This window comes from Streptomyces sp. NPDC096046, assembly GCF_040303285.1.
Taxonomy (GTDB): Bacteria; Actinomycetota; Actinomycetes; order Streptomycetales; family Streptomycetaceae; genus Streptomyces.
Genome location: NZ_JBEOSZ010000046.1, coordinates 52479 through 66100 on the forward strand (window position 1 = coordinate 52479; position 13622 = coordinate 66100).

Below are 13622 nucleotides of genomic sequence, written 5' to 3' on the forward strand. Positions count from 1 at the left end.
TACGCCGTACGCCGTCCGCCGTCCGCCGTCCGCCCCGGACCTGCTCCAGGACGCCTGACGGCAGAGCCGTCAGAGCACCCCGCCTGCCTCGTCCTGGAACGCGACCGTCCAGTAGTGGCGGACCGTTCCGGCCGCGGTCACACCCGTCGGGTCGACCGTCGACAGGACCTGAAGCATCGTCATGGCGAGCTGGTCGTAGGTGTCGGTCGTCAGCTCGTGGGACGACTGGGCGTCTATCGCGCGCTCGCGGTGCAGGAGCCAGAGCGTGAAGGCGAGGGTCGACACGTCCGTGTTGAGCGGGTACAGCGTCGCCTCGGGTTCGCTCCAGTTGAGGACCGCGCCCGTCGCGCCGTCGACGACCAGGCTGTTGTCCTCGACCAGGTGACCCAGGCGGATCAGGCGGTGGGCTCCGGCGGGGAGTCGGACCGGGATCCCGCTGTCGGCGTAGTACTCGGCGAGGGTCGCCAGGGGGACGTCCGTGTCCAGGGAGAAGACGTGGGCGTCCTCCGGGAGGCCCACCTCGCGCAGGAACCGGCGGGTCGGCTCGTGCGTGAGGGTCGCGGGGAAGTCGACGTCCTCGAAGCGCGCCACCTTGCCGGGGCCGAACTCCTGGCCCAGGAGGCGGTGCGGGAGGTCCAGGGAGAGGCCGGACGTGCCGCCACGGCCCGCCACCAGGGACAGGGGGCGGATCAGTGCGGCCATCTTCCAGAACGGGGCCGGTTCGCCGTCCGCGCCGTCGCGGAACACCGCCAGCAGGTGCTGAGAGGCCTCCGCCACCGCCTTGGGGCCGTAGCGGCCCGCGTAGGAGGCGAACTGGCCACGCAGGCCCGCCAGTTCGTCCGTGGCCTCCGCGAAGCGGACCAGCGTCCGCAAGGAGGGGGCCAGGGGGCGGCGGTCCATCACACCGGGGCGGTCGTGCAGGACGTACGCCGTCGAGATCTCGCCCGTCGCGCCGTCGAGCAGGAGCGACTCCGTCTCCAGGCCGCCGGGGCCGAGCAGTCCGCCTATCACCAACTGCTCGCGCAACTCCGCCGAGAGACGGTCGTCCGGGCCGGCCGTGGAGTCGGCGACCGTGCGCAGGCCTTCGCGGCTCAGCTCCGCGAAGCTCAGCACACCGCTGTCGCAGGGCAGTCCGGGGCCGGTCAGCCAGTGCCGCGTGGACGCGTGCGTCACCCACGGGTCCAGCTCGGACTCGGTCAGGGTGATCACCGCGCAACCGGCGTCGGTCATACTCATGGGCTCCCCCGCATGTGCTTGCTCACCGCCCCCTGACGGAGCACGGCAGACCGCCCGGCCCAGCCTGGGCAGCCGTTCCCCACTGCCCAGAACAGTACGCCCCACCACTGACAACGCCCCGGAACAGCGACGCGCGCCCGACGACCACGCCGCGTCACCTCACAAGACGCTCAGAGCACCCCCGCGCGTTCCCTTTCCGCCGAAATCGCTTTCATCCCCGGCGTCGCGTCGGTTCCACGCGGGCGGAGCGGAGCCCGGTGCGCGGGGTGTGGGCCTGCGGGCGCCCCGGGGGGCGGGGCACGGTCCGGTCCGGGCAACCCGGCCGGTCCGGCTCCAGGCAACCCGGCCGGTCCGGCTCCGGGCAACCCGGCCGGTCCGGCTCCGGGCAGCCCGGCGGCGGCGAAGCGGCCTCAGACCCGTTCCGTGACCACCGCGGCCTGGGGGCGGATCGGGAGGCGGTTCACCGGGCGGCCCGTCGCGGCGCGGACGGCGGACGCCACGGCCGCCGGGGACGTCACCACCGGCACCGCGCTGACCGCCTTCGCCCCGAAGGGAGCGACCACGTCCCGTTCCTCGACCAGCCGGACGATGCGGATGTCGGGCGCGTCGAGGGCGGTCGGGAGGGCGTAACCGGTCAGGTCGGGGTGCCGGATCAGACCGCGTGGCGTGCGGAGGTTCTCCGTGAGCGCGATGCCCACGCCCTGGGTCACGCCCCCCTCGATCCGGGCGGTGAGCTGAGCCGGGTTCAGGACGCGGCCCACGTCCTGGGCGACGGCCAGCTCCACGACCCGCACGGAACCGATCTCGATGTCGACGTCCACCACCGCGCGGATCGCGCAGAAGGCCATGCCCACGAAGGCGTCGCCCTGGCCGGTCTCGTTCAGCGGCTCGGTCGGGTGCGGGCGGCACTGGGCGGTGGCCCACAGTTCCTTGCCGTCCAGCGCCTCCGTGACGGTCGTGGAGAGCACCCCGTCGTACGACGTGATCTTGCCGTCGGTGATCTGGAGCAGCTCCGTCGACATGCCGAACTTGTGGGCGAGCGGCTGGAGGAGCTGGGTGCGGACCATCTTGGCCGCGCGCTCCACCGCCCCGCCCGAGACCCAGGTGTGCCGGCCGCGGCAGCCCGCGCCCGCCGGGGGCTGGTCGGTGTCGACCGGCGCCACGTGCACCTCGTCGATGCCGAGGGTCTCCTGGACGATCTGCCGGGCCAGGGTGGTGAAGCCCTGGCCGGTCTCGACGGCCGCGCACAGGACCGTCGCGACACCGTCGTGGACCTTCACGGTGGCCGTGGAGACCTCGTCCGCGCCCTCCGCGCCGAGCATGTGCACCATACCCACGCCGTAGCCCACTCCCCGGCGCACGGCACCCGGTTCGCCCGCGCCCTCGGGGCCGCCGGGCAGCAGCCACTCGTCCTCGGGCGTGTCCTTGGGCAGCGGCGGCAGCGGGTAGTCCCGTACGGCCTGGAGCAGTTCGGCCACGGGGGCGGGGCAGGTCACCGTCTGGCCGGTCGGCAGCACGTCGCCCGTCGCCAGGGCGTTGCGCAGCCGCACCTCGGCGGGGTCGATGCCGAGCTTCTTGGCGATCTTGTCCATCTGCGCCTCGTAGGCGGCGCAGACCTGCATGGCGCCTTCGCCGCGCACGTGGCCGGACGGGGGGTTGTTGGTGCGTACGGCCCAGCCCTCGATGAAGGCGTTCGGCACGACATAGGGGCCGCAGGCGAACGCGACGGCGGCGGCCAGGGCCTCGGAGGAGGTGTCGGCGTAGGCGCCCGCGTCGAGCAGGATCTGCGCCTCGACCTTGACGAGTCTGCCCTCGGCGTCGGCGTGGTGGCGGTAGCGCAGCAGGGTGGGGTGCCGGTGGACGTGGCCGAGGAAGGACTCCTCGCGCGTGGCGGTGAGTTTCACCGGGCAGCCGGTGCGCAGCGCCAGCAGGCCGAGCGGGAGCTGGAAGCCCTGGTCCTCGCGGTCGGCGGTGGCGCCGGGGACGCCGGTGACGACGACCTTGACGCGCTCGGGCTCCAGGCCGAACGCGGCGGCGGCCGCGTCGCGGTCGGCGTGCGGGTCGGTGGAGGCGAGGTACAGCTCCACCCCGCCGTCCGGGCGCGGCACGGCCAGGCCCGCCTCGGCGCCGATGGGCGCGGGGTCCTGGCGGCCGATGCGGTACAGGCCCTCGACGACGATCTCGCCGGCCGCCTCCGGGTCGCCGTGGCGCAGCGGGATGTGCCGGATCAGGTTGCCGTCGGGGTGCAGCGGCTCGGCCTCGAAGGCCTGCTCCGGGTCGGTCACCGGGTCGAGCACCTCGTACTCGACGATGACGGCGGCGGCCGCCATGCGCGCGGTGTCCGGGTGGTCCGCGGCGACGGCGGCGATGGGTTCGCCGTGGTGGCGCACGACCTCGGAGGCGAAGACCGGGCGGTCGGCCTTGCCGCGGCCGTGCAACGGGCTGCCCGGGATGTCCTCGTGGGTGACGACGGCGCGGACGCCGGGCATCTCGCGCGCGTGGGTGGTGTCGATGGACAGGATGCGCGCGCGCGGGTGCGGTGAACGCAGCACGGCCGCCCACAGCAGGCCCTCGGCCCACAGGTCGGCGGCGTACGGGAAGGTGCCCTCCGTCTTGGCGCGGGCGTCGGCGGGCGGGAGCGAGGCGCCGATGCCGTGCGGGAGGGGTTCGGGGGCGGGGGCGGCCTCCGCGGCCTGTGCGGTGGCTGCTTCGTTGCTCACGCTGGGCCTCCGTCCTGGCCGTGGGGCTGGTCGTGCGGGTCCGGGGAGTGCGGGGTGTGCGGTTGCGGGGGCGCTCCGAAGGCCGACGCGTTCACGCCACCGGCGCCCGGGCCCGCCTGGTGCGGGATGCGGGCCCCGTCGGTGTCGCCGTCGGCGGGCGCGGAGTGGGCCTCGCGTTCGGCGACGACTTCCTTGACGGCGTCCACCACGCCCCGGTAGCCGGAGCAGCGGCACAGGTTGCCGCACAGTGCCTGGCGGGTCTCCAGCTCGGTGGGGGCCGGGTTTCCCTCCAGCAGGTCGTGCAGGGTCATCGCCATGCCGGGGACGCAGAAGCCGCACTGCACGGCGCCGCAGCGCGCGAGCGCCCGCTGCACGTCCGACGGCTGCCCGTCCTCGGCCAGACCCTCGACGGTGCGGACCTCGCTGCCGGCGGCGGTCACCGCCGGGACGAGGCAGGACGCCACGAGCCGCCCGTCGACCTGGACGTTGCACGCGCCGCACTCGCCCTGCGAGCAGCCGTCCTTGGCACCCGCGAGTCCGAGCCGCTCCCGCAGCACGTACAGCAGGGACTCGCCGATCCACGCGTCGGTGACGGGCCGGTCGGTGCCGTTGACGCGCAGGGCGTAGGAGGCGAGGGGGTGTTCCTCCTGGGGGGCGACACCGGGCGGGGCTTCCGGGGTGCCGGCCGGGTCGGTCGCCGGGTCCTCCTCGGAAGCCTGGTCGTCCCGGGTCTCGCCGTCGGCGGCATCCGGTCCGGTGCCGGCGTCCGCCTCCGCAGGGGCCCGCAGGGGCACGGCAGCGACCTCGGAGGGGCCGTCAGCGGCCTCTTGGCCCTCTGGAGCGTCTTCGGCGTGACCGGCGTGACCGGCGGGCTCACCGGGCCCCGGAGCGGCCTGTGAGGACTCCTGGGCGTCTTGAGTGCGCTGAGCGTCCTGGGCGTCCTGCGGGAGCGCGGCGGCTTCCGGGTACGCCTCGGGCACGGACTCCGGGCGGAACTCGCCGGGGGCCTCGGCGTACGGCTCGGGCGCCTGAGCGGCGGGCATCGGGTGACCGGAGGCACGGGACGGGTCCGGCCGGTGCCCGGCGACGCCGGTGGGCTCCGGCCCCTGGCCGGCGGCATCGGTGGACTCGGGGCCGTGTCCGTGGCCGGGGGAGCCGGTGATCTCCGGGCCGTGATCGGCGAACTCGGCGGACCCCTGGCCCCGATCGGCGAAGCGGGCGGTCTCCTGGCCCTGGTCGACGAAGCCGGTGGCCTGCGGGCCGTGGTCGGCGAACTCGGCGGACCCCTCGCCCTGGTCGACGAAGCGGGCGGTCTCCTGGCCCTGGTCGACGAAGCCGGTGGCCTGCGGGCCGTGGTCGGCGAACTCGGCGGACCCCTCGCCCTGATCGGCAAAGCCTGCGGACTCACGGCCGTGATCGGCGCCGCGGGCGGACTCCGGGCCGTGGTCGGCGAACTCGGCGGACCCCTGGCCCCGGTCGGCAAAGCCGGTGGGCTCACGGCCGTGATCGGCGAAGCCGGTGGTCTCCGGCCCCTGGTCGGCGAACTCGGCGGACCTCTCGCCCCGGTCGGCAAAGCCGGTGGGCGCCTCGCCCTGGTCGGCGAACCCGGAGGACCCCTGGCCCCGGTCGGCAAAGCCGGTGGGCTCCTGGCCGTGATCGGCGCCGCGGGCGGACTCCGGGCCGTGATCGGCGAAGCCGGTGGCCTGCGGGCCGTGATCGGCGAACTCGGCGGACCCCTCGCCCCGGTCGGCGAACCCGGAGGACCCCTCGCCCCGGTCGGCAAAGCCGGTGGGCTCCTGGCCGTGATCGGCGTAGCGGGACGGCTCCGCCGTGTGGCCGGGCGCCCCGGGGTCCTCCGGCGCGTACTCCGACGGCTGGGGCGGGTGACCGGCGCTGGGCGTCTCCGGACCGTGCCCGGTGTCGCCGGACGGCTCCGGCGCATGGCCGAACCGCCCGGTCCCGTGCCCGGGGCCGGTGTCCTCGTGGACTCCCGGTGCGTGGACGTCCTGGGGGTGCGCGGCCTCGCCCGGGCCCGCCTCCCGCGGCAACGGCCCGGCGGCCTGCCGGTCGGAGGCGTATCCGGAGGCCGGTCCGGCGTCGGCCCGCTGTCCTTGTCCGTGGCCCTGCTCGTGCTCGTGCCCCTGCTCGTGCTCGTGCCCCTGCTCGTGCCCGTGGGGGTAGCCCGACTGCTCCTGCGACGCCGTGTCCTGCGGGTCCTGCTGCCCCCACGGCCGGCCCGCGGCCTGCGTCGCCCACGGCGCGGGCGCACCGCCCGGCAGCGTGGCCGGCGGGGTGCCGCCCCACTGCTCGACCAGAGAGGACGTGGTGAACTCGCCCGATTCGTCCGGGAGGTCCCCCCCGGCGACGGGAATGGACCACTGCCCCGTCACGTCGTGGCCGGGCGCGGCGGCGGCCGCGGTCTCCTCGAAGTTCCACTGCCCGGTCGCTGCCGGGTTGTACGTGAACCGGTCGTCCCCGGCGTGCTGCCGCGCGCCCGCGTCGGAGCCGTAGAGCGTCCCGGGGTCGTACGGCGCGGCGGGGCCGTACGGCGCGGCGGGGTCGTACGGCCGTTCGGGCAGGTCGTGGCCCTGCTGCTGGTGCGCGTCGTGTTCACGACCGTGCTGCCGGTGCCCGGCGTTCGGGTCGTGCCACTGCGCCCCGTCGGCGGGCGCCCCCGGCACCGGCCACGCGCCCGTGGCCGCCGGGTCGGTTCCGGCCGTCGTGGCGGGGGTGACCGTTATCTGCGGTGGCACGTAGCCGTGGCCCGGCGCGGCGAGGGGGCTGTCGGCGGCCAGCAGGGCGTCGACGCCTCCCTCGGGGAGCTCGACGAAGGCCGTGGCGCCGTCGTCGTACTCGCCCTGGGGCAGCGGGTCCCAGCGGCTGCCGCCCCGGGGCGTGCCCTCTCCGTGCTGGTCGTCGGTCACGACAGCGCCCTCCCCAGTGCTCGTCGGGCCAGCGCGGCGACGGTGCGCCGCAGGTGCAGTACGGCGGGCGAAAGCTGCGCGACCGAGCCGTCCTCGGCCGGCGCCGCGTCGGGGATGCAGGCCGCGGCGACGTACTCCCCGAACGCGCTCAGCGCCTCCGGCACGAGCGCGCGGTTGTTGTCCCAGTCGATGAGGCCGGCGACCCACTGCTCGGCGTCCAGCGGCCGCAGCGGCATCGGCGCTATGGCGCCCACCGCGCAACGCACGCCCCGGCGCGCGGGGTCCAGGACCAGGGCCACGGACGCCACCGCGCGCCCAGGCCCGGTCCGGCCGGTCGCCTTGAGGAAGACCTGCGGGGCATGCAGCAGCGGCACGCGCACGTAGCCGATGAGTTCGCCGGCGCGGAGCAGGTCCATCCCGGCGAGCAGGTGCGACACGGGGATCTCCCGGCGGGCTCCGCCCTGGCCGGCGATGATCAGTGTCGCCTCCAGGGCGGCCAGCACCGGCAGCGCGTCCCCGGTGGGGGCGGCCGAGGCGATGTTGCCGCCCAGGGTGCCCGCGTTGCGGATGTGCGGCGGGCCCGCCGCACGCGCGGCGGCGGCGAGCGCCGGGATGAGGGCCGCGAAGTCGGGTCGGCCCATGCGCGCGTGCGTGAGGCCCGCGCCGAGCAGCGCGTGACCGTCGAGGTACTGCCAGCCGCGGATCTCGTTGATCCGCCCGAGGCCCACCAGGGCGGCGGGCCTGAGCTGCCCGGAGTTGACGGCGGCCATCAGGTCGGTGCCGCCCGCGACGGGCACGGCGGCGGGCACGGCGGTGAGTGCCGCCACGGCCTCGTCCAGTGTTGTGGGCAGCGTGACGGCCTGCGCCGCCTGCGGTGCGTGCGTGGTCAAACCGGCTGCCCCTTCCCGCTGCCCCACCTGGTCCCACCTGTGCTGCCGTACGGTACGTGCTGACAGGGCGGACGTGGCAACTCTGGCACATCTTGGCGAGAGCCGAGGACACGGGTCCGCTAGGAGGCATTCGCCCACCTCACCGGCGAGATGATCCGTTTTCGCACAGGTTCACCGCTGCGTGCCGATTGGCACTTTCGGTGACCCTTGTGCGCTTTTTCCGTGGCCTGTTCGAGCTGTTCGGTCGCGTCGGCCGCCGCTACCGGAGGGGCGGCGGACCCTCGATCGGGCGGCCCAGGACCCCGGGACGCCGCTGCCAGGGCAGCGGGCCCGTGGGCGGCCGGTAGGCGACACCCAGGGCGTCGAGCCGCCGGTAGTGGACGCTCATACGGCGCTCGAAGCCCGCGAAGTCCCGTTCCGGCGGGGACGGCAGGGCGCTCCAGGCGACCTCCGCGAAGGCCGCGAGGCGGGGGAACGCCTGGTAGTCCACGCGGGCCTGGTCCTCCATCACCTCCGTCCACAGGTTGGCCTGGGTGCCCAGCACGTGCCGGGCCTCCTCGGGCGTCAGCTCCGGCGGCACCGGCTCGAACCGGTAGACGTCCTCCAGGGTGCGCACCCACCCGATCGGTACCGGCTCCTCGGGGCCCGCGTCCTGACGGTGGTCCAGGTACACCTGCTGCTCGGGGCACATGACGACGTCGTGGCCGGCCCGGGCGGCGGCGATGCCCCCGGCGTAGCCGCGCCAGGAGGATACGGCGGCGCCCTCGGCGAGACCGCCCTCCAGGATCTCGTCCCAGCCGATCAGCCGGCGGCCCCGCTCGGCGAGCCAGGTGTCGAAGTGCCCGATGAACCAGGACTGGAGTCCGTCCTCGTCCACGAGGCCGAGTTCCCTGATGCGCGCCTGCGCGGTCGGCGACCTCCGCCACTGCTCCTTGGGGCACTCGTCGCCGCCGACGTGCACGAACTCCGAGGGGAACAGCGCGAGCACCTCCTCGAAGACGCCCTCGTAGAAGCGCAGGGTGTGGTCCGTTGGGGCGAGGACGTTCGGGTTGATTCCCCAGGTGTCCCAGACGGTGAGGGCGGTGGTGTCGACGACGTCGGTGTTGCCGAGTTCCGGGTACGCGGCGATGGCGGCCTGCGAGTGCCCCGGCACATCGATCTCGGGGACGACGGTGATGTGCCGCTCGGCGGCGTAGGCGACGATCTCCCGGATGTCGTCCTGGGTGTAGTAGCCGCCGTGCGGCTTGTCCTCCCACAACGGCGAGGCCCGGTGGCCGGTTTTGGTGCGGGCGCGCCAGGAGCCGATCCCGGCCAGCCGCGGATGCCGCCTGATCTCGATGCGCCAGCCCTGGTCGTCCGTCAGATGGAAGTGGAAGACGTTGAGTTTGTGCGCCGCCAGCAGATCGAGGTGACGGAGCACGCCTTCCTTGGGCATGAAGTGCCGGGCGACGTCGAGCATCGTGCCGCGCCAGCGGAACCGGGGGGCGTCCTCGATCGTGCGGTACGGCACGGCCCAGGCCCGGTCGGGGCCGTGCGGCGCCCTGCGGAAGGCGTCGGGGCCGAGGAGCTGCCGCAGGGTCTGCGCACCCCAGAAGACACCGGCCGCGCCGCCGCCCTCGATGAGGACGCCGTGCCGGTCGCTGACGAGGCGGTACTCCTCGGGGCCGAGCCGGGCGGCGAGCCGGAGGGTGACGCCGTCGCCGTCGCCGGGCCGCCTCCCCTCGTGCAGGGGCAGGCCCGTGGACTGCCCCAGGACGGTGCGCAGCCAGTGGCCGACGCCCTCCGTCCCGGCGCCCGCGTCGAGCCGGGAGCGGGCCGTCAACCGCACCTGACCGGGAACGGCGACGACACTGCGGGGTTGTGGAACCAGTTCGGTCACGTCAGTCCTTCACCGCTCCGCCCAGTCCGGAGACCAGGCGCCGCTGGACGAGTACGAAGAAGACCAGGACGGGAACGGTCATCACCGTGGAGGCGGCCATGACTCCGCCCCAGTCCGGGTCGTCGGGCTTGTAGAAGACGAGCAGGGCCATCGGCAGCGTCGACTGCGCGGTGTCACTGATGATGAACGACTTGGCGAACAGGAAGTCGTTCCAGGCGGAGATGAACGAGAACACGCTGGTGGCCACGAGCCCCGGCAGGACGAGCGGGAAAAGGATCTGCCAGAGGAATCGGGCCCGGCTCGCCCCGTCGATGCAGGCGGCCTCCTCCAGTGCTTCGGGAACGGCTTTCACGAAGCCCCGCAGCATCCAGATCGCGAAGGGCAGGGAGAAGGCGATGTGGGGCAGGATCAGCGAGCCCAGCGTGTTCAGCTGACCGGCGTCCCGCATGAGGAAGAACAGGGGGATCGTGAGGGCTTCCACGGGCACCGTCCGGGCGACCAGAAACATGATCAGAAGGGTGGTCCGCAGGCGGAAGCGGAATCGTGTGACGGCGGTCGCGGCGAGAAAGGCGATCAGCGCGGAGGCGATCACGACACTGCCCGCGACGACAAGGCTGTTGAAGAAGTAGCGGCCGAATTCCTGTTGCCCGAACACGCGCCGGAAGGAATCCAGGGAGGGCGTGAGCGTCCACGGCCTGGGTTCGCCGGACTCGATCTCCCCGGCCGGTTTGAAGGCGCTGAGCACCATCCAGTAGAGAGGGAAGGCCACGACGACCGCGATCAGCAGGGCGGCGGCCTCGGCGGCCGCCCGGCCCGGTCGGCGCACACGGCTGCGCGACAGGCGGGGTCGCTGAAGGCGGCCTTGACGCGCTGGGCGCGGGTGTCGACGGGAATGTACTCGACGGCCACCTCGGTGCCCTGGTGGGCCTTCTCGAAGTCGGCGACGACCGAGTCGACGACCTTCTCCTTGGGGGCGTTGCCGACCTCCTGGAAGAGCCACACGCGCAGCGTGCCGGTCTTGTCGTCCTTGCCGGAGGAGGAGTTCGAGGAGGTCTGGGGGGTGCAGGCGGTGGCCAGGAGGGCGGCGAGCGCGGTGAGCCCGGCGATGGGGACGGACAGCTTCATGGAGTGCTCCTCCGAGGGGGTGTTGCAACATGCGCAATGAAGGTTTCGCTGTGCACAACACCACGGAGGCTGGGGACTACGGGAACACGGCCACAAGAGGTCTCAACCACTCTGTGACCGGCAGACGCACCCCGCGCAACGCCCGGACAGCACAAAAGCCTCCAGGGCGCGCAAAACGCGCCCTGGAGGCTTCACGCCCCGCGGACAGGGGCTACTTGTCGCCCTTGCCCTTGTCGTCGTCGCCGGAGCTCATGGACTCGTAGATCTCCTTGCACATGGGACAGACGGGGTACTTCTTCGGGTCGCGGCCCGGTACCCAGACCTTGCCGCACAGCGCCACGACGGGGGTGCCGTCGAGGGCGCTCGCCATGATCTTGTCCTTCTGGACGTAATGGGCGAAGCGCTCGTGGTCACCGTCACCGTGCGAGGTCTGCGGCGTCGGCTCAACGAGGGTCCCCGTACCAGTCCCGCGCTCGGGCTCGAGAGTGCTCATAGGGCCAAGGGTACTGAAGCTCACACGCATCAGTTGAGCGACGGGTCGTCCGGGTACGTCGCCACCATCGCCAGCTCGCTGCGCTGGCGTCGCAGCACCTCGCGCCAGAGCCGCTCGGGAGACGGGGACGAGACGTCACCGGGCTCCGACTCCACGACGTACCACGCGCCGTCCACCAGCTCGTCCTCCAGCTGGCCGGGGCCCCAGCCGGCGTACCCGGCGAAGATGCGCAGCGAGCCGAGGGCGGAGGCCAGCAACTCCGGCGGGGCCTCCAGATCGACCAGTCCGATCGCGCCGTGCACCCGGCGCCAGCCCAGCGGGGCGGCCTCGCCGGACGCGCCGCCGGGGACGACCGCGACGCCGAGGGCGGAGTCCAGCGACACCGGGCCGCCCTGGAACACGACACCCGGTTCCACGGCGAGATCCCCCCAGCCCTCCAGGATGTCGCCCACGTCCACCGGGGTGGGGCGGTTCAGGACGACACCGAGGGAGCCCTCCTCGTCGTGGTCGAGGAGCAGCACCACCGCACGGTCGAAGTTCGGGTCCGCCAGGGCGGGGGTGGCCACGAGCAACCGCCCTGTGAGCGAGGACACCTCGGTCATGGCAGACATGATCCCGCATCTGGCCTTCGCATGGGGAGGCAATGGGGCAGCGGCGGGGAACGCAGCTCAGGACACACCGAAGCGTCCCCGGCGCACGCAAACCGGCCGTGACCCCATGTGCCCGGAACGGAACGGTTCGTGTTGTGACAGAGCTATGACGTGACTGGAGCTCACTCAGGCATACAGAAGGAGGGTGGTGGGCGATTACCCTTTCCCTCCTGGCCCCTGCCCGACTCCATGGAACGCGAGATTCATGACCGTCAACGACGATGTCCTGCTTGTCCACGGCGGAACCCCGCTGGAGGGCGAGATCCGTGTCCGCGGTGCGAAGAACCTCGTACCGAAGGCCATGGTCGCAGCGCTGCTGGGCAGCGCTCCGAGCCGGCTCCGCAATGTTCCGGACATCCGCGACGTCCGAGTCGTACGGGGTCTGCTGCAACTGCACGGTGTGACGGTCCGCCCGGGTGACGAACCCGGCGAACTGGTGATGGATCCGACGCGCGTGGAGAGCGCGAACGTCGCTGACATCGATGCCCACGCGGGTTCGAGCCGTATTCCGATCCTGTTCTGCGGACCGCTGCTGCACCGCCTCGGCCACGCCTTCATCCCCGGTCTCGGCGGCTGCGACATCGGCGGCCGGCCCATCGACTTCCACTTCGAGGTGCTGCGGCAGTTCGGCGCGAAGATCGAGAAGCGGGCGGACGGGCAGTACCTGGAGGCACCCCGGCGGCTGCGCGGCACGAAGATCCAGCTGCCGTACCCGTCCGTCGGCGCGACCGAGCAGGTGCTGCTGACGGCCGTCCTCGCGGAGGGCGTCACGGAGCTGGCCAACGCGGCCGTCGAGCCGGAGATCGAGGACCTCATCTGCGTGCTGCAGAAGATGGGCGCGATCATCGCGATGGACACCGACCGGACGATCCGCATCACCGGTGTGGACCAGCTCGGCGGCTACAACCACCGCGCCCTCCCGGACCGCCTGGAGGCGGCGTCCTGGGCGTCCGCGGCGCTGGCGACCGAGGGCAACATCTACGTCCACGGCGCCCAGCAGCGCTCGATGATGACGTTCCTGAACACCTACCGCAAGGTGGGCGGTGCCTTCGAGATCGACGACGAGGGCATCCGCTTCTGGCACCAAGGCGGTCAGCTGAAGTCCATCGCGCTGGAGACGGACGTCCACCCGGGCTTCCAGACCGACTGGCAGCAGCCGCTGGTGGTCGCCCTGACCCAGGCCACGGGCCTGTCCATCATCCACGAGACGGTCTACGAGTCCCGCCTCGGCTTCACGTCCGCCCTGAACCAGATGGGCGCGCACATCCAGCTCTACCGCGAGTGCCTGGGCGGCTCGAACTGCCGCTTCGGCCAGCGCAACTTCCTGCACTCGGCCGTCGTCTCGGGCCCGACCAAGCTCCAGGGCGCGGATCTGGTCATCCCCGACCTCCGCGGCGGCTTCTCGTACCTGATCGCGGCGCTGGCGGCCCAGGGCACGTCCCGCGTCCACGGCATCGGCCTCATCAACCGCGGCTACGAGAACTTCATGGAGAAGCTGGTGGAGCTGGGCGCGAAGGTCGAACTGCCGGGCAAGGCACTCGGCTGATCCCCATCCCGCGGCAACGCCCGCCCGGCTGGGGGTCCGGGGGTCGTCCCCCGGGACGGCACAGCATGGAGAAGCTGGTGGAGCTGGGCGCGAAGGTCGAACTGCCGGGCAAGGCACTCGGCTGATCCCCATCCCGCGGCAACGCCCGCCCGGCTGGGG

At 73.2% G+C, this 13622-nt stretch carries 9 protein-coding genes and 1 pseudogene; 1 reads left to right on the forward strand and 9 read right to left on the reverse strand.

The genetic code is table 11. The annotated features are described in order from the left end of the window. Nucleotides 1-69: 69 nt before the first annotated feature. From ABTX62_RS30305 to ABTX62_RS30345, 9 genes and pseudogenes are all read right to left on the reverse strand, one after another. Nucleotides 70-1236 (reverse strand): SUKH-4 family immunity protein, encoded by a 1167-nt coding sequence (locus ABTX62_RS30305; RefSeq protein WP_352119167.1) that lies wholly within the window; start codon nt 1234-1236, stop codon nt 70-72. Nucleotides 1237-1646: 410 nt separating this feature from the next. Next, nucleotides 1647-3956 carry a xanthine dehydrogenase family protein molybdopterin-binding subunit gene (locus ABTX62_RS30310; protein ID WP_352119168.1) on the reverse strand — a complete coding sequence of 770 codons (2310 nt, stop codon included), beginning with the start codon at nt 3954-3956 and terminating at the stop codon, nt 1647-1649. Then, nucleotides 3953-6880: a 2Fe-2S iron-sulfur cluster-binding protein gene (locus tag ABTX62_RS30315; RefSeq protein WP_352119169.1), complete on the reverse strand. Its 2928-nt coding sequence runs from the start codon at nt 6878-6880 to the stop codon at nt 3953-3955. Before ABTX62_RS30315 ends, ABTX62_RS30310 begins: the two co-directional genes overlap by 4 nt. Then, nucleotides 6877-7770: an FAD binding domain-containing protein gene (locus ABTX62_RS30320; RefSeq protein WP_352119170.1), complete on the reverse strand. Its 894-nt coding sequence runs from the start codon at nt 7768-7770 to the stop codon at nt 6877-6879. The genes ABTX62_RS30315 and ABTX62_RS30320 overlap by 4 nt, the downstream gene beginning before the upstream one ends. Nucleotides 7771-8029: 259 nt before the next feature. Next, nucleotides 8030-9649: a beta-N-acetylhexosaminidase gene (locus tag ABTX62_RS30325; protein WP_352119171.1), complete on the reverse strand. Its 1620-nt coding sequence runs from the start codon at nt 9647-9649 to the stop codon at nt 8030-8032. 1 nt (nt 9650) lies between these two features. Next, nucleotides 9651-10490: a carbohydrate ABC transporter permease gene (locus tag ABTX62_RS30330; RefSeq protein WP_502998039.1), complete on the reverse strand. Its 840-nt coding sequence runs from the start codon at nt 10488-10490 to the stop codon at nt 9651-9653. Between the two features lie 2 nt (nt 10491-10492). Then, a pseudogene (locus ABTX62_RS30335) lies at nt 10493-10774 on the reverse strand (extracellular solute-binding protein); the annotation flags it as partial. 211 nt (nt 10775-10985) lie between these two features. Further along, on the reverse strand, nt 10986-11267 hold the full coding sequence (locus ABTX62_RS30340) for a DUF3039 domain-containing protein (protein WP_003990595.1): 282 nt from the start codon (nt 11265-11267) through the stop codon (nt 10986-10988). A gap of 29 nt (nt 11268-11296) precedes the next feature. Further along, nucleotides 11297-11869 carry a YqgE/AlgH family protein gene (locus ABTX62_RS30345; RefSeq protein WP_352119173.1) on the reverse strand — a complete coding sequence of 191 codons (573 nt, stop codon included), beginning with the start codon at nt 11867-11869 and terminating at the stop codon, nt 11297-11299. Between the two features lie 253 nt (nt 11870-12122). On the opposite strand from ABTX62_RS30345, the gene murA reads away from it, so the two are divergent. Beyond that, entirely contained in the window at nt 12123-13463 is a 1341-nt protein-coding gene (gene murA / locus ABTX62_RS30350; protein ID WP_352119174.1) for a UDP-N-acetylglucosamine 1-carboxyvinyltransferase, read from the forward strand. Nucleotides 13464-13622 lie beyond the last annotated feature (159 nt).

Excerpts from the sequence above, each read along its gene's own strand:
- ABTX62_RS30305 (WP_352119167.1), bottom strand. The coding sequence starts at position 1,236 with ATGAGTATGACCGACGCCGGTTGCGCGGTGATCACCCTGACCGAGTCC.
- ABTX62_RS30340 (WP_003990595.1), bottom strand. The coding sequence starts at position 11,267 with ATGAGCACTCTCGAGCCCGAGCGCGGGACTGGTACGGGGACCCTCGTT.
- ABTX62_RS30345 (WP_352119173.1), bottom strand. The coding sequence starts at position 11,869 with ATGACCGAGGTGTCCTCGCTCACAGGGCGGTTGCTCGTGGCCACCCCC.
- murA (WP_352119174.1), top strand. The coding sequence starts at position 12,123 with ATGACCGTCAACGACGATGTCCTGCTTGTCCACGGCGGAACCCCGCTG.